17 protein-coding genes and 1 tRNA gene are annotated in these 15,206 nt (G+C 32.6%); 9 read left to right on the forward strand and 9 right to left on the reverse strand.

All coding sequences use genetic code 11. The features are described from left to right. Positions 1–30: 30 nt before the first annotated feature. From DPN68_RS07770 to DPN68_RS07785, 4 genes are all read left to right on the forward strand, one after another. Positions 31–1,257, forward strand: coding sequence for an MDR family MFS transporter (locus tag DPN68_RS07770; RefSeq protein ID WP_113989084.1), 1,227 nt, complete (start codon positions 31–33; stop codon positions 1,255–1,257). An 88-nt stretch (positions 1,258–1,345) separates the two neighbouring features. Continuing rightward, positions 1,346–1,711 carry a BlaI/MecI/CopY family transcriptional regulator gene (locus DPN68_RS07775; protein ID WP_113989085.1) on the forward strand — a complete coding sequence of 122 codons (366 nt, stop codon included), beginning with the start codon at positions 1,346–1,348 and terminating at the stop codon, positions 1,709–1,711. Between the two features lie 21 nt (positions 1,712–1,732). Next, positions 1,733–4,498: a M56 family metallopeptidase gene (locus DPN68_RS07780; protein ID WP_113989086.1), complete on the forward strand. Its 2,766-nt coding sequence runs from the start codon at positions 1,733–1,735 to the stop codon at positions 4,496–4,498. 87 nt (positions 4,499–4,585) lie between these two features. After that, positions 4,586–4,726 carry an SsrA-binding protein gene (locus tag DPN68_RS07785; protein ID WP_113989087.1) on the forward strand — a complete coding sequence of 47 codons (141 nt, stop codon included), beginning with the start codon at positions 4,586–4,588 and terminating at the stop codon, positions 4,724–4,726. Here DPN68_RS07785 and DPN68_RS07790 read toward each other — a convergent pair. Both DPN68_RS07790 and DPN68_RS07795 read right to left on the reverse strand, forming a co-directional pair. Further along, a complete protein-coding gene (locus DPN68_RS07790) occupies positions 4,723–5,109 on the reverse strand; it encodes a hypothetical protein (RefSeq protein WP_113989088.1) in 387 nt (128 codons plus the stop codon). The genes DPN68_RS07785 and DPN68_RS07790 overlap by 4 nt on opposite strands. 20 nt (positions 5,110–5,129) lie before the next feature. Further along, a complete protein-coding gene (locus DPN68_RS07795) occupies positions 5,130–5,642 on the reverse strand; it encodes an adenine phosphoribosyltransferase (protein ID WP_113989089.1) in 513 nt (170 codons plus the stop codon). Positions 5,643–5,712: 70 nt separating this feature from the next. Between DPN68_RS07795 and DPN68_RS07800 the strand changes: the two genes are divergently transcribed. From DPN68_RS07800 to DPN68_RS07810, 3 genes are all read left to right on the forward strand, one after another. Next, positions 5,713–5,786: transfer RNA gene (locus DPN68_RS07800), tRNA-Arg, on the forward strand. Between the two features lie 75 nt (positions 5,787–5,861). After that, positions 5,862–6,476 (forward strand): YkgJ family cysteine cluster protein, encoded by a 615-nt coding sequence (locus tag DPN68_RS07805; RefSeq protein ID WP_113989090.1) that lies wholly within the window; start codon positions 5,862–5,864, stop codon positions 6,474–6,476. Positions 6,477–6,556: 80 nt separating this feature from the next. Further along, the gene (locus DPN68_RS07810) at positions 6,557–7,165 is read left to right on the forward strand and encodes a YkgJ family cysteine cluster protein (protein ID WP_113989091.1); all 609 of its coding nucleotides are present in this window, start codon (positions 6,557–6,559) and stop codon (positions 7,163–7,165) included. On the opposite strand, the gene DPN68_RS07815 is transcribed toward DPN68_RS07810, so the two are convergent. Further along, positions 7,162–7,674 (reverse strand): NUDIX hydrolase, encoded by a 513-nt coding sequence (locus DPN68_RS07815; protein ID WP_113989092.1) that lies wholly within the window; start codon positions 7,672–7,674, stop codon positions 7,162–7,164. The genes DPN68_RS07810 and DPN68_RS07815 overlap by 4 nt on opposite strands. A gap of 163 nt (positions 7,675–7,837) precedes the next feature. Between DPN68_RS07815 and DPN68_RS07820 the strand changes: the two genes are divergently transcribed. Next, positions 7,838–9,052, forward strand: a complete 1,215-nt coding sequence (locus DPN68_RS07820; RefSeq protein ID WP_113989093.1) for a glycosyltransferase family 4 protein — start codon at positions 7,838–7,840, stop codon at positions 9,050–9,052. 65 nt (positions 9,053–9,117) lie between these two features. Here DPN68_RS07820 and miaE read toward each other — a convergent pair whose 3' ends face one another. Continuing rightward, entirely contained in the window at positions 9,118–9,699 is a 582-nt protein-coding gene (gene miaE, locus DPN68_RS07825) for a tRNA-(ms[2]io[6]A)-hydroxylase (RefSeq protein WP_113989094.1), read from the reverse strand. 188 nt (positions 9,700–9,887) lie between these two features. Between miaE and DPN68_RS07830 the strand changes: the two genes are divergently transcribed. Next, positions 9,888–10,112, forward strand: coding sequence for a hypothetical protein (locus DPN68_RS07830; protein ID WP_113989095.1), 225 nt, complete (start codon positions 9,888–9,890; stop codon positions 10,110–10,112). Between the two features lie 60 nt (positions 10,113–10,172). Here the strand turns inward: DPN68_RS07830 and DPN68_RS07835 are convergent, their stop codons facing one another. The 5 genes from DPN68_RS07835 to DPN68_RS07855 form a co-directional block, all read right to left on the reverse strand. Next, positions 10,173–11,213, reverse strand: coding sequence for an o-succinylbenzoate synthase (locus DPN68_RS07835; RefSeq protein WP_113989096.1), 1,041 nt, complete (start codon positions 11,211–11,213; stop codon positions 10,173–10,175). An 88-nt stretch (positions 11,214–11,301) separates the two neighbouring features. Then, positions 11,302–11,979, reverse strand: a complete 678-nt coding sequence (locus DPN68_RS07840; protein ID WP_113989097.1) for a metal-dependent hydrolase — start codon at positions 11,977–11,979, stop codon at positions 11,302–11,304. 43 nt (positions 11,980–12,022) lie between these two features. Then, positions 12,023–12,907: a 1,4-dihydroxy-2-naphthoate octaprenyltransferase gene (menA, locus tag DPN68_RS07845; RefSeq protein ID WP_113989144.1), complete on the reverse strand. Its 885-nt coding sequence runs from the start codon at positions 12,905–12,907 to the stop codon at positions 12,023–12,025. A 211-nt stretch (positions 12,908–13,118) separates the two neighbouring features. Next, positions 13,119–14,660, reverse strand: coding sequence for a PH domain-containing protein (locus DPN68_RS07850; protein ID WP_133256581.1), 1,542 nt, complete (start codon positions 14,658–14,660; stop codon positions 13,119–13,121). Beyond that, a complete protein-coding gene (locus DPN68_RS07855) occupies positions 14,617–15,204 on the reverse strand; it encodes a PH domain-containing protein (protein ID WP_113989099.1) in 588 nt (195 codons plus the stop codon). Before DPN68_RS07855 ends, DPN68_RS07850 begins: the two co-directional genes overlap by 44 nt. Positions 15,205–15,206: the final 2 nt, after the last annotated feature.

Here is a 15,206-nt window from a genome sequence, read left to right on the forward strand (position 1 = left end):
CCTTTTGTACTTTTGTGCTTTCAATTCCCCATGATTAAAAAAGCCTTACAAAAATACATCAATAACTTCACCGGATTTTCAAGAGAAATCTGGATTTTGGCTATCATTACCTTTATCAACCGAGCGGGAACCATGGTTTTGCCATTTTTATCCAAATATTTGAAAGAAGACTTAGGATTTACTTATAGTCAAGTCGGTTGGATTATGGTAAGTTTTGGTTTTGGTTCTATGTTGGGTTCGTGGTTAGGCGGCAAACTTTCGGATAAAATTGGGTTTTATAAAGTAATGGTTTTCAGTTTGTTTACTAGTGGATTAATGTTCTTTGGTTTACAAAAAATTACTTCTTTCGAAGGTTTGATGGTGGCTATTTTCTTAATCATGGTTGTTGCGGATATGTTTCGTCCCGCCATGTTTGTTTCGTTAGCCGCTTATGCCAAACCTGAAAATAGAACTAGAGCCTTAACATTAGTTCGTTTAGCTATTAATTTAGGATTTGCTGCTGGACCCGCTTTGGGTGGATTAATCATAATGAATATTGGATATGAAGGATTATTTTGGATAGATGGTGCTTCGTGCATTATTGCTATTTTAATTTTTTGGTATTTGGTCAAAGAAAAAGAGAAATCTTCCTATTTAGACAAAAAAAATCCAGGAGAAATTTTAACCGAATCCGTTTTTAGAGATGGTCCGTTTTGGATTTTCTTGACGGCTTGTTTGATTACAGGAATTTTATTCTTCCAATTATTCACTACGCTTCCACTCTATCACAAAGAACAATTTGATTTAACCGAGTTTCAAAGCGGTTTACTTTTAACATTAAATGGTGTTGTTATTTTTCTTCTAGAAATGCCAATTGTCAATTATATTGAAAAAAACAAAGTCAATAAAATCAAGATAATTACCATTGGAACTTTCGCAATGGCAATGAGCATGCTCTTGTTGTTATTTAATTTTTGGGCTGGTATTTTAATCATCATGATTTTATTTATGACCATTGGTGAAATGTTTGCGTTTCCGTTTTCTAATTCGTTTGCTTTGAGTCGTGCGCCTAAAGGTCATGAAGGGCGTTATATGGCAATTTTTACTATGAGTTATAGTTTAGCGCATATTTTAAGTGCCAAAACAGGAATGACCATCATTGATAATTACGGTTACCAAGCCAATTGGTTATTCATGGGGACACTTGGATTAGTTGGTGCTTTGCTGTGTTATTGGGTAATGATTTTGGTTAGAAGAGAAAACAAACTAAAAATTTAGTTTAAAAACTAAAAAAATAGTTGTGTAACTAAAAAAATAGTTTTAAGTTTGTTCTAGTTAACTGATAGAACCACAAAATTAACTAGTTATGCAAAAATTGACCAACAAAGAAGAAGAAGTAATACAAGTATTATGGAAGCTTGAAAAAGCTTTTGTAAAAGAAGTTTTGGAAGCTTTTCCCGATGACAAACCACATTATAATACGTTATCAACAATCATCCGGATTTTAGAAGAAAAAGGATATGTTTCGCATCGTGCCTTTGGAAATTCGCATCAATATTTTCCAATAGTTTCATTAGAAGATTACCGAAAAACGTTTATGCATACGGCTATTGAAAATTACTTCAATAATTCGTACAAAAGTATGGTTTCCTATTTTGCCCAGGAAGAAAAAATTTCGGCTGACGAGCTACGAGAAATTCTTGCCATCATTGAAAAATCAAAAAAAGAGTAATTACTTATAAACTGCTTGCGTATGGAAACGCTAATCACCTATTTTCTAAAAGTAAACGGATTGTTAATCGGTTTTTATCTAATGTATTTTCTTTTTTTGAAGAAAGAAACCTTTTTCAACTGGAGTCGCTGGTATTTTTTATTGGGAATTATTTTGTCATTGGTTGTACCGTTGCTTACCTATACCAAAATTATTTGGGTAGCTCCTACTCCAATGCCTGAACTTCCTGAATTTATACCTTTTCAACAAACAGAAACACCTGTAATCATTGAAGAATCCATTGATTGGAATACTATTTTTTTACTGTTTTATGGTTTGATAATTTTGATTTTGGTGGGAAAAATGTTGGTCGAACTAACCAAATTACTTGTCTTCCTGGTCAAAAATAAAAAAACAAAAGTGGGTTCTTATTTTTTAATCGAGCAAACGTCTGGTCAGCCCTTTTCGTTTTTTAACTATGTAGTTTTCCAGAAAAAAAACTATACAGAAACGGAAATTGCAGCTATTTTACAGCATGAAACAGTTCATGTAAGGCAAAAACATTCAATTGATGTTTTGTTTAGTCAGTTGTTTTGTTGTGTTTTTTGGGTGAATCCGGTGTGCTGGTGGTACAAAAAAGCCATGCAACAAAATTTGGAGTACATCGCCGATGCGCAAACGGTAGCCCAAACCGATAGTTTCATCTATCAAAACTTGATTGTTAAAGCAACTTGTAGTGGTTCACAATTGGCCTTAACCAATCCCTTTTATCAATCATTAATTAAAAAACGTATTCTTATGATAAATACAACACCGTCTAATAAAAAAAGCCTTTGGAAGTATGCCGTTGTACTTCCGTTATTGACTGCTTTCTTTTTAATGTTCCAAATTGAAACAGTTGCACAAGTTAAAGATGAAAACAAAAATGATAATATAGTTTCAGATGGCTTTTCTGTTATAATTGACGCCAAAACAACGGATGCTAACTTTAAAGAGCTTGAAGAACTTTTTACCGATAGTAATCTTAAATTAAAATTTTCGAATGTAAAAAGAAACAAAGCAGGAGAAATTACCCGAATAAAAATTGAATTTCGTTCCAAACAAGGAGAAATTAAAGAATATAAAGTTGATAAATCTATTCCTATTGAAACTATTGAATTGTATAAAAACGAAGACCAAAATTCAGATGATTATTTTGGTTTTAGAAAACTTACTGAAACTAAATATTATGAATATAGCAATTCTGATTATGAAGGAACTTTAAATATTGGTAAGAAAAAATCAGAATTAGATACCAACTCATGGACATTAGATGAGATAGTAATTGGAAACAAAAAAGCCCAATTGATTATCAACGGAAAACTACAAACCGAGAACAAGAAAATTGCCATTCCTAATGACCATGAAATTGATGTAATGAAGCAAATAACTGCCAAAGAAGTTAAAGAAAAATACAACCTAGACGTTAAAGAAGATGGCAATTATTATGAAATTACAACTAAAAAAGAAGCAAAAAAAACTGATTCGGAAGCTGCTTATGCTATTGAATTAGCTGTTGATTATTCAGAAAATGAAGCCTTAACTCACATCGAAAGAATCAAAAACAATAAAATGGTCGATGCCAAAAAAGCTTTGATTTTATTCAATGGAAAAGAAATTAGCTATAAAGATTTGGATAAAATTGATGAAAAAACCATTAGTTCGTCTGGAAATTCAGGAGCTAAACATGCAGTAAAAAAATATGGTAATAAAGCAAAAAATGGTGTTATTTTCATTAATACGAAAGAGTATGATATGGAAAACAACCCTTTGTTGAAAGAAATGTATGAGAAAGTAGAAAATGAAAACTTACCAACACAACCAAATAAAAACCAACTTTATATTATTAATGGAAAAGAATATAAAAGTGAAGATTTAAAAGGTAAAAAAATTGTTCTTGATGGAAGTATTATTCATTATTCTGCTGAAGAAGCAATTAAAAAGTATGGAAAAAAAGGAAAAAATGGGGTTTTAGTTTTTGAAGGAAAATCAACAATTTCAGAAGGTACGAATAAAGAAATTAGCTATGAGGCTAAAGAATTTAAAAATACCAAACCAAAAAATATAAAGTTAAATTTTGAAAAAGGAAAAACGTATATTATTGGAGGAAGAAAATATAGTTATGACGATTTAAAAGATAAAAACTTATGGCTATACGCAGAAACTCCAAACAAAATTGAAGAAAAAAATGGAGTTGTAACAATTTCTGGTGATGTTTTAGAAGATGCTGGAAGTTGGAATTCGAAAGAAATAATTTCATTAGAAACAACTAAAAGTACTGTTGAAACAAGAGTCTTTGAACTTAGTAATGGTAAAACCATAATAGTATCGGGAAATATGTTCAAAGCTCCAAAATATCCGGCTTTAGATTTAAATAATGTGGAATTTTATTCCAATGATGTCTTAATTAAAAACAGTATTAGCTATTTGAAAAATATAAATTCAGATAGGATTATAGATGTTGAAATTTTAGAAAACAATAAAAAAATAAAACTAAAAGTTACGCCTCAAGAGAAACCAGAACCCAAGACAATTGAATTAAAAAATGGTGTTGTAGTCGTTGTTTTTGATGGTGATAAAATTAAGTTTCCTGGCTATCCAACACATTTTTTGAACCGATTAAAAATTGAGTCAAAAGGTAAAATTTTGGAAGACAATATCGAATTTTTCAAAAACTATGACTTAAAGAAAATAAAAGATATAAAAATTGAATTGGAATCAGATTCAAAAGAAAGTAAGGTGATTAAAAAACTTTACATCATAGAATAATTCTTAAAAAAAACTTCATCAAATAAGCCAAAAAATCCCGAAGGTTCGGGATTTTTTTATTTGTTTATATTTGCAAAAAATTAAACGATGTATAAAATTCTAGCTAAAATAAATAAAGCTATATTACCAAGTTTTACCAAGCAAGGTTTAGATCCTATAAAAGCAAAAAAATGGCAAAAAGCTATTATTGCTTGGCGCTATTTTGTTACAGTTAGAGCTTTGGATTAATTAGTTACTTCTATGGTGTGTTCAATAAAATTGTTAAATGTTCTAAATTTTAAAACATAAGTTCCTACTTGACTTTTATTAAAAGTGTAAGTTGTTGTTTTATTGGTTAATAACTGTGGACAATCACACCCAACATAACGAGCTTTAACGATAATTTCTGTTGTATTACCCGTAACTTGTTCCGTAAAACTTTTAAAATTTCCACATTCCGAAATAACTTCGTATGTCAATGTAAGATCAATAGGTTGATTAATAGTTGTTGTATTTGAACCCTCAACCAATAAAGTTGGAGAATTAGCTTCGTAACTGCATTCATTTTCACCTTCTGAACAAGAAACAAAGAAAATGCATAGCACTAATAATTTATAAACTTGAATTTTCATATTTATTTTTTTTTACAAATTTAATAAACCAAAGCAGAAAAAACAGATTTACCAGATAATTTTTCTTTACCATTTAAAAAAGTTAATTCCATCAAGAAGTTGACTTGCACGATTTCGCCACCTAATTGTTCTACCAATTCACAAACGGCTTTTGCAGTTCCACCAGTGGCTAAAACATCATCATGGATGAGTACTTTATCTCCTGGTTGTATCGCATCAATATGAATTTCTAAAGTATCGGTACCGTATTCCAACTCATAACTTGCTGAAATGGTTTCGAATGGCAATTTATTGGGCTTACGTACAGGAATAAAACCTACATTTAATCGTTGGGCTAATAAAATCCCAAAGAAAAAACCTCTACTTTCTACCCCAACAACCTTATCAATTTTTTGATTTTCTAGCTGACTTACTAATAAATCCAAGCAAGCATTGGTGGCTTCTGGTGAATTTAACAACGGAGTTATATCTTTAAAGGCAATTCCTTTCTTTGGAAAATCCTGAATATCACGGATGTAGTTTTCAATATTCATTTTTTATGTTTTTTTTCATGTTTAGGTTTGCAATTTACACAATAATATCTATATTTGCACTCACAAAATCGGCCTCGTGGCGCAACTGAATAGCGCATCTGATTACGGCTCAGAAGGTTACTGGTTTGAATCCAGTCGAGGTCACTAAAAAAGTAAAGCGTTCAATTTTTTTGAGCGCTTTTTTTGTATCTTAACTCCTTGTAAACCAACAAAAAAAAGATGGATAATTCTATAGAAAATCGCGTTAGATCAGTAGAAACGCTGTTCCAAAATTTGGACGTGGAAATTATAGAATTTCAAAAGGAAACAAAGTTGGGTTGCATGGCTGGTTGTGGAAAATGTTGTTCAACTCCAGAAATTGATGCTTCTCCTTTAGAATTTCTACCTTGGGCTTTCCATGTTTTCTTAAAGGGTCTGGCCGAAGAAACGCTTTTAGAATTGGAACAAAATACAAAATCAACTTGTTTTTTATATCGTCCAAAATCATTGGCAGAATTTACACTAGGCAATTGTAGCAATTACAAATATCGCGGTTTAATTTGTAGACTTTTCGGTTTTGGTGCTACAACCGATAAATATGGAAAACTACGAATTGCAACTTGCAACATCATAAAAGAAGGTCAAAAAGAAAATTATGACGCAGCTACAATGGCTATAAATGCAAATGTATCGGTTCCCATTTTTACGGAATACTATATGCAACTTTCACAAATCGATTTTAAACTAGGTAATACTTTTCAACCTGTAAATAAAGCTATGAAAACTGCTTTAGAAGAAGTGTTACAATATTATGCCTACAGAGATTTTCCAGAAAACTACAAAAAACCGATTTAATTCTTTTATTTTCAAGTAGTTAAAATAAAACTGAAATTCGAAAATACTATCAAAATATAGTCTACCTTCGGTAAAAAATTATGACCATTGAGCAACGGGTTGTTTTGGTAGAAGAATTATTCCATAATCTAGATATAGAAATAACCGAATTCAAATCGCATACCCAATTGAGTTGCGTTGCTGGTTGCGGCAAATGTTGCAATCATCCTGAAATTGATGCGTCACCTTTAGAATTTTTACCTTGGGCTTTTCATCTATTTCTAAATGGTGAAGCCGAAAAAGTATTAACCACACTAAACCAATCAACAGTAAACCGATGTTTTATTTACAATCCGCTTTCGTTGTTGGATAAAAACAAAGGAAATTGCAGTAATTATCAATATCGAGGCTTAATTTGCCGTCTTTTCGGATTTGGAGCTAATACTGATAAATACGGTCAATTGCGATTGGCGACTTGTAAAATCATCAAAGAAGGTCAAGCCGAAAATTACAATAAGTCAACCGAATTAATCAATAAAGGATTACCTATTCCCATTTTCACCGATTATTACATGAATTTATCCCAAATCGATTTTCAATTGGGAAATGTAATAGTTCCAATAAATAAAGCATTAAAACTAGCTATTGAAGAAGTGTTGCAATATTATGCTTACCGCCCAATGCCAAGCGGACATTTTAATTGTGCTTAAGTTAAATATTTTTCCCCAATCACTTTTCGAATCGAAACAAAACCAATTTGATTCAAATCAATTTCAGAACGTTTTACCCAAATCAATTCCTGTATTTCGTCTTCTGCTTCTATTTTAATAACATCGGAAGTCAATTGACATTCGTAAAAAATATCCATAGTTCTGTATGGCACATTCTTATACAAATAATTATTGGGCGAAGTCGTGATGTATTTTAAATCACGATTTGAAATCTCAATACCTAATTCTTCTTTGATTTCTCTAGAAGCTGCTTCTTCTGCGGTTTCATTTGGATCGATAAATCCGCCTGGTAAATCCCATTTTCCTTTGTCGGGATCAACATTTCTAACCGTAAACAAAACTTTATCTTCAAACGTAAAAACAATAGCTACCGCTGCAGCAATATTATGATAATAAGTGAATCCACAATCGTGACATAAGAATCTTCTATTCTCTGGAAATTCAAAATGCGTGGAAGCACAACTCGGACAAAATTTGAAAAAAGTCATTGATTAGGGATTAGGGATTAGGGATTAGGGATTAGGGATTAGGGATTAGGGATTAGGGATTAGGGATTAGGGATTAGGGATTAGGGATTAGGCAAATTTACTGAATACTTTTTACTTTTTACTTTTCCCTTTTTACTTTTCCCATAATAACTATATTTGTTTCATGAAGCATTTAATCATCATAGGAGCCGTTTGGCCTGAACCTAATTCAACAGCTGCTGGAAGTAGAATGCTGCAAATCATTTCATTGTTCCAAAATCAAGGATATGAAATTACATTTTTGTGTTCGGCTTCAAAATCGGATTTTTCTTTTGATTTGAATACAATTTCAGTTCAAACCAAACCTATTCAACTGAATGACAGTAGTTTTGACAGTATTATAAAAGAGCTAAACCCAAATGTGGTACTCTTTGACCGATTCATGATAGAAGAACAATACGGTTGGCGTGTAATGGAAAACTGTCCAAATGCTTTACGAGTTTTAGATACGGAAGACTTACATTTTCTCAGAAAAGCTCGCGAAGTTACTTTTAAACAAAATCGGGAATTGGTTTTTGAAGATTATATTTCGGATGTTTTTAAGCGCGAAATGGCTTCGATTTATAGATGCGATTTGACTTTAATTATCTCGGAATACGAAATGCAATTGGCAACCGAAACGTTTCAAATTAATGCCTCACTTTTACATTATTTGCCCTTTTTGTCGGAAGAAATTACTACCAATGTTCCCAAATTCGATGAAAGAAAGCATTTTATTAGTATTGGCAACTTTTTGCACGAACCCAATTGGCAAACGGTTTTGGAATTGAAAAAATATTGGAAAGCAATAAAAAAGCAACTTCCAGAAGCCGAATTACATGTTTATGGCGCTTATGTAACCGAAAAAGCCAAGCAATTACACAACGAAAAAGAAGGTTTTCTAATCAAAGGTAGAGCCGAAAGTGTTGCTGAAGCGTATTCTAAAGCAAAAGTTTTGTTAGCACCAATTCCTTACGGAGCAGGTTTGAAAGGCAAATTGTTTGAAGCGATGCAATTGGGATTACCTTCAATTACAACAGAAATGGGCGCCGAAGGAATGAACGGAAATTTAGATTGGAATGGATTTATCACTTCAGATGAAAATGATTTTATTACCAAATCGGTAAAATTGTATAGCGATAAAACACTTTGGGAAACCGCTCAGAAAAACGGTTACAAAATCATTGAAAAACGATTCAAAAAAGAGTTATTTGCGAGTGATTTTATGAATAAAGTAGAAACACTTCAAATGAATTTGAAATCTCATAGAAACCAAAACTTCTTAGGTCAAATACTACAACATCAAAGTTTACAAAGCACGAAATATATGAGTAAGTGGATTGAAGCGAAGAATAGTTGATAGTCGCAGTCGCAGTTTTCAGTCACAGTTTTTAGCTGATAACTGAGACTGAGACTGTAAACTTTTTATCCATGAATCGTCTCTGATTTCCCGTAACTTGCAATTACTTTTGCTTCAAATTCTAACCATTCTTCCCAACGTTTTTTAACATCATACCCTTCTTCTGCTAATTCATGAGCAAATTGTAAGAATGATGTATAATGATTGGCTTCAGAAATCATTAATTCACGATAAAATTTAGCTAATGCTTCGTCTTGAATATTGTCTGAAAGCACTTTAAAACGCTCACAACTTCTGGCTTCAATCATAGCAGCAAATAACATGCGTTCCACAATCAAATGCTTGCGGTTTCCTGGTTTCATGAACTTGAATAAATCGTTTACATAACTGTCTTTTCGTTCGCGACCCAATACCCAACCACGAGCCTTGATAATTTCATGCACTTGCTCAAAATGATCTAGCTCTTCTTTGGCGATCTTGGTTAACTCTGTTGTAATTTCAGTAAATTCAGGTAACATATTAATTAACATAATCGCATTGGAAGCAGCTTTCAACTCACACCAAGCATGATCAGTTAGAATTTCTTCTAAGTTTCCTTCGGCAATATTTGCCCATCTTGGGTCGGTTGGTAGTTTTAAACGAAACATATAAAATAGCGGATTATAAAATATCTAATACAAAGTGCAAATTTAGTAAGTTAATCGGTAAAACTACACAACTTTATTCTTTATAATCAAGGTTTTTGTATTGATTAAAACAATAATAAACCACAAAAAAGAAGAAAAACTCATTTATTAGCATTACCTTGTAAGTCAAACAAATAAAATTTTGTACGATGAAAAAATTAAGTTTATTATTAGGCGCTTTAACAATGGTAGTTTTGGTTTCATGTAAGGAAAAAGAAGAAGAGCCAATTGAAGCTGCTCCAGTTGAAGTTGCACCAGAAGCAACTGAAAATGAAGGAACAAAAATAAAAGTAAACGCTGATGGTGTTGAATATTCTGATGGAAACACAGAAATTGAAGTTTCTAAAGATGGTGGTGAAGTAAAAAAAGACTAAATCCACAACTGTCTAAAAAGTAAATTTGGAATCAAACTAAAACTTTTTAGACAGTTTTTTTTATAGTAAACTCGATATTTCCCAATCTTTATTTGGATGGTAACCAATGTTTCCGTTTTCAATTTCTAACGGGCAATCAAAATTATTGGTATACAAACCTCCTGTTCCCAAACCTTGTGGCATTGGATTTTCTAAAGTATAAGTAAATTGCGTAATGGCATTTAACCCAATATTACTTTCCAAAGCAGAAGTGATCCACCAACCAATATTTAAACTTTCAGCAATGGAAATCCATTCTAATGTTCCTTTGAAACCACCCACCAAACTAGGTTTTAAAATGATGTATTGCGGCTGAATTTCTTCCAATAATTTTCGTTTCTTTTCTATTCCAAAAACACCAATTAACTCTTCATCCAAAGCAATTGGGAAAGGCGTTTTTTGGCATAGTATTTTCATCTCTTGAATTTGATTCGCTTTAATTGGTTGTTCAATACTATGTAATTCAAATTCAGCTAATTGATTTAATTTATCTAAAGCTTCATTTGAATTAAAAGCACCATTAGCATCTACTCGAATTTCGATGGTTTTAGCATCAAAATTTTGACGAATGAATCGTAATAATCCTAATTCTTTTTCGAAATCAATAGCACCAATTTTCAATTTGATGCACGAAAATCCTTGTGCTAATTTCTCTTCGATTTGGGTTTTCATGAAGTGCTCCTCGCCCATCCAAACCAAACCGTTGATTAACATGTTTTTTTTGCCTTCTGTAAATTCCGAAGGAAATAAGTCAAAGGGTGTTTTCGATTGTAACGAAAGAAAAGCCATTTCAACGCCAAATTGAATGGAAGGAAATTCCATTAATTCATCCCACAATTTATCTTTTCCCAAATGAATATTCTGGCAAACCCATTGCAATTTTTCTTCATAATCTGGTCGGTCGTCAATGGAAAGGGTTCGTAAAATACCACATTCACCTATTCCGATTTTTCCGTTTTCTTCCAATATCAAAAACCAAGTTTCTTTCTCGGTCATTACACCACGAGAAGTGCCGCTTGGGCGTTTGAAATTTAGGATGTATTTTTTGTAGGTTGCTATCATTTTTTTGGTACACAAAGTTGCACGAAGCTTTACACAGAGTTTCACGAAGATCTTATAAAATTGCGAACCTTACGGTTAAATTATTCTATTAAAGTTCCACAAAAGCTCCAATTTCTAATAGCATCAAATCTTTTCCTTTGTCGAAAAATTTGCGTTTGGCTTCGTCGTGATTGATTTCGATGTAACCAAATGTATCAAAATGATAGCCTAAAATCTTATCACATTGGATGAAATCAGAGGCGATGATGGCATCTTCGACATCCATAGTGAAGTTGCTTCCAATTGGTAAAATCGCTAAATCTAATTTCGTTCGCATTGGAATTAATTTCATATCCATAGTCAAAGCCGTATCACCAGCGATGTAGATGTTTTTATGTTCGCCTTCTATAACAAATCCGCCCGGTTGACCGCCATAACTTCCATCAGGAAATGAAGAGGTATGATGTGCAATTACATATTTTACGGTGCCAAATTCAAAATCCCAACTGCCACCATGGTTCATTGGATGGAAATTAAACCCTTTATTTCCGTAATGAGAAGCAATTTCGTAGTTGGAAACAATTACTGCTTCTGTTCGTTTTGCAATCGCTTCTACATCCAAAATATGATCTTGGTGCGCGTGTGTTAACAAAATGAAATCGGCTTTCAATGAATGAATATCAATATGAGAAGCCTTTGGATTACCAGAAATAAAAGGATCAACTAGAATATGTGTATCATTTACTTCAATTCCGATACAAGCGTGTCCGTAAAAAGTGATTTTCATAATGATAGTATTAAGATTTTAGACTAAAGTAGTAAGACTGAATTTATAAATATAAAGATAACCAAAATAATACACTTAATGCAAATGTGCTTAGTGCCACTTTTTTTAATTCTGGGTCAAAGTCTTCATAACTTTCTGATTTATTAACTTTATTCATATGCATAATTATAGGAATATTAATTAGTAAAACAGGCAACAAAGAAGATTTGATTAATAAAATAAAAACCATGAAACAAATCATCCCGATTAATAAAATAATTTGATGATACTTTTTTGCCCAAACCAATCCCATTTTTACTACCAATGTATTCTTACCTGCAATTTTATCGTTTTCAATATCGCGCATGTTGTTCAAATTTAGAACAGCAACACTTAATAATCCAATAGCTGTTGCGGGTAGAAATAACTTCCAATCAATGAAGTGCGTAAACAAAAAATTGGAACCAATTACAGAAACCCAACCAAAGAAAAGAAACACAAACAAATCACCAAAGCCACTGTAACCATAAGCATTTTTCCCAACCGTATATTTGATTGCTGCTCCAATAGAACCAATTCCTAATAAAATAAAGATCAAACTCAAGGCAAAGTTTTCTTTTCCAAATGCGATGTAAATTAGCAATAATGCCAAAACAAAAGTAATTGCAGCGGTAATCAAAACCGCTTTTTTCATTTGAGCCGATGTGATGATTCCAGCGGCAACCATTCGTTTTTCACCAATTCTATTGGCATCGGTTCCTTTTACTCCGTCTCCGTAATCATTGGCATAATTGGACAAAACTTGTAAACCTAATGTAGTTAACAACGCCAATACCAAAATACGCCAATCCGAAAATCCTTGATGATAAGCATAAGCACTTCCGACTATAATTCCCGAAACGGAAAGCGGTAAAGTTCGTAATCGTGCGGCTTGTATCCAGTGTTTCATTATTTTTGTTTGTTTGTTGTTTGTTGTTTGTTGTTTCAAGTTTCAAGTTTCAAGTTTCAAGTTTCAGGTTTCAAGTTTCAGGTTTCAGGTTTACATTTTTGTCTTTCCGAGCTTGCGAGGAAACTCCTAACCTTAGGCTAACGCTAAACAAAGTTTAGCAAAAACACCCATCACCCATCACCTACCACCTATCACCCATCACCCATCATCATCACATCCAATTCTTCTCAGAAATCTCCACTTGATACAACCAATAATTGACCAATTGTTTAATTTCATCAAAATTGGCTGTTGTAAAACTAATGGTTCCGCCAGCGGTTGACAAACTTACGGAGCCAATATTGGTTACTTTTTGCCAAAAAAACTGATGGGTTTCAATCGCTTGAATTTTATACGGTTCTATAATGGAAGTATCAATATCCCAAGCGCCATTTTGTTTTATAATGAATGTATTGGAAACAAATAATCGGTAATTTTTAAAAGAAAACCAAACCAATATTCCAGCGAAAACGATGAAAATCAAACTGTAAATCATCCATAAATCCCATTCAATCCACTGAAAACTCCAATTCAAGAAAAACGTAATGGCAATGGGAAAAAGTAAGAAGAAAAACAAGTTTACTGCCAATTTTCGCCAATTGGGTTTGAACTTTTTACCTTTTACTGGAAGATTTTGGTATAAAAGAGCCAAAATTTTATCGCGTTCAGCAACAGAACAACCTGGAATTTCAATTTGATCTTTCGCTTTTAATTCTTGCTCACCGCTCGATGCTTGATATACTTTTACTGAAGTTACGTCCAATTTCTTTTGGAAAAAATTCTGACTAACGGTAACTTTTTGGACTTTATTTGGATTCAATAATATATTTTTTGTTGCCAATAATCCATAGTGCAATGAAATGGAATTTCGACTTTTTTGGATCGTAAAATTGAAATATTTAATTACCGTTCGAACCAAATTTACTGTCAAAATCAGTGTAAAAAAGATACCAAAAACCAAAACAATTGAAGTTATAATAGGCAACGAATCCAAATAATTAGTGACTTGGTTTTCATCCAAAACTTCATCGCCAACCACCTTTTGTATATTCTCTAAAATGGTGGAGAAAAACAATAAAATCAAGGCAAAACTTCTCACATAATTAGATGTTATTCCAATTTTTAGCAAACTAATTAAATTGATTGCAATGAAGGTTTGCTTCTCTTCTATTTCGGAAATTTCATCTACTGCTGTTTCATTGGAAGTTTTTGAAAGCGCAATCAATCGTTCTTTTAGTGCCAATGCCAATTCGTGTGAAATAGCACTAATGGAAGCTTCTTTTTTGTCGCTTCCCGCAGTATCAATTTCCAATTTATGCACATTTACCAATTTCTGAATCAAACTCTGATTGATGTTCACTTGCTGGATTTTATGTAATTGAATCGTAATTCTGGTTTTGTTGAAAACGCCTTTTTGAATGACAAATTCTTCGGTTTCTTCGTCAATATGAAAGGTAAAATAATAGTATTGCAAATAAGAAAAAAGCGCCAACAATACCAAAACCACGAAAGTTCCTCCGAACAAAACCAACTTGTTCATGGACTCAATACGCACCATCCAAATCAAAACCAATGGCCAAAAAGCACGAATTGTCTTTTGAATGGTATTGGCAAATAAAACCACGACTCCAATGAGTGATTGTCGTTGCGGTTCAGAGAAATTGGAAGAATTAGGCATCGTTTGCTTCACTTTGAGGTTTATTTTCTTCTTCAATTGATACTACATTTTCAGTAGCAGCTGGATTTATTTTTTTGGCAATTAATTCTTTGATTTTTTGCGCATCAGCCAACAATAAGCCTGGAATTTGCAAATCGGAAGTACTACCACCAGCGGTAAACAATTCGATAGTAGCCAAACCTAATTTTCTAGAGATAAACCCTTGATGCAAAGCCACATGTTGCACTCTATTAAAAGGAATAATCGTAGTGGATTCTACAATAATTCCTGATTTGTAAATGGCATCGTGTGTACGAAAAGCATACCCTTTTTTACGAAATCCCAATCGGGCAAAAAATAAAATTATCACTATTACAACCAAAGGAAAACCAACCACAACTACACCAGTCATGACCGTAAACTCTTCAATAAACATAGTATAAGCAATTGAAATTCCTGAAAACAGAAAAATGGTAAATACCAATATATTGAAAGCAATTACTTTGAAATACTTCTTTTGTAAAGGTTGCAAGGGCACCGTTTCAAATTTTGGTAAATCTGAAATGGAAAGGGGTTCGTTTGAGAATGGCTGTTGTTGCATAA

It is taken from the genome of Flavobacterium tibetense (genome assembly GCF_003293845.1).
Lineage (GTDB): Bacteria > Bacteroidota > Bacteroidia > Flavobacteriales > Flavobacteriaceae > Flavobacterium > Flavobacterium tibetense.

What these genes read in the sequence shown, in the direction of transcription:
- DPN68_RS07790 (WP_113989088.1), bottom strand. Translation starts at nt 5,109, where the DNA reads ATGAAAATTCAAGTTTATAAATTATTAGTGCTATGCATTTTCTTTGTT.
- DPN68_RS07815 (WP_113989092.1), bottom strand. Translation starts at nt 7,674, where the DNA reads ATGACTTTTTTCAAATTTTGTCCGAGTTGTGCTTCCACGCATTTTGAA.
- DPN68_RS07770 (WP_113989084.1), top strand. Translation starts at nt 31, where the DNA reads ATGATTAAAAAAGCCTTACAAAAATACATCAATAACTTCACCGGATTT.
- miaE (WP_113989094.1), bottom strand. Translation starts at nt 9,699, where the DNA reads ATGTTTCGTTTAAAACTACCAACCGACCCAAGATGGGCAAATATTGCC.
- DPN68_RS07795 (WP_113989089.1), bottom strand. Translation starts at nt 5,642, where the DNA reads ATGAATATTGAAAACTACATCCGTGATATTCAGGATTTTCCAAAGAAA.
- DPN68_RS07855 (WP_113989099.1), bottom strand. Translation starts at nt 15,204, where the DNA reads ATGCAACAACAGCCATTCTCAAACGAACCCCTTTCCATTTCAGATTTA.
- DPN68_RS07780 (WP_113989086.1), top strand. Translation starts at nt 1,733, where the DNA reads ATGGAAACGCTAATCACCTATTTTCTAAAAGTAAACGGATTGTTAATC.
- DPN68_RS07835 (WP_113989096.1), bottom strand. Translation starts at nt 11,213, where the DNA reads ATGATAGCAACCTACAAAAAATACATCCTAAATTTCAAACGCCCAAGC.
- DPN68_RS07840 (WP_113989097.1), bottom strand. Translation starts at nt 11,979, where the DNA reads ATGAAAATCACTTTTTACGGACACGCTTGTATCGGAATTGAAGTAAAT.
- DPN68_RS07820 (WP_113989093.1), top strand. Translation starts at nt 7,838, where the DNA reads ATGAAGCATTTAATCATCATAGGAGCCGTTTGGCCTGAACCTAATTCA.
- DPN68_RS07775 (WP_113989085.1), top strand. Translation starts at nt 1,346, where the DNA reads ATGCAAAAATTGACCAACAAAGAAGAAGAAGTAATACAAGTATTATGG.
- DPN68_RS07785 (WP_113989087.1), top strand. Translation starts at nt 4,586, where the DNA reads ATGTATAAAATTCTAGCTAAAATAAATAAAGCTATATTACCAAGTTTT.
- DPN68_RS07830 (WP_113989095.1), top strand. Translation starts at nt 9,888, where the DNA reads ATGAAAAAATTAAGTTTATTATTAGGCGCTTTAACAATGGTAGTTTTG.
- menA (WP_113989144.1), bottom strand. Translation starts at nt 12,907, where the DNA reads ATGAAACACTGGATACAAGCCGCACGATTACGAACTTTACCGCTTTCC.
- DPN68_RS07810 (WP_113989091.1), top strand. Translation starts at nt 6,557, where the DNA reads ATGACCATTGAGCAACGGGTTGTTTTGGTAGAAGAATTATTCCATAAT.
- DPN68_RS07805 (WP_113989090.1), top strand. Translation starts at nt 5,862, where the DNA reads ATGGATAATTCTATAGAAAATCGCGTTAGATCAGTAGAAACGCTGTTC.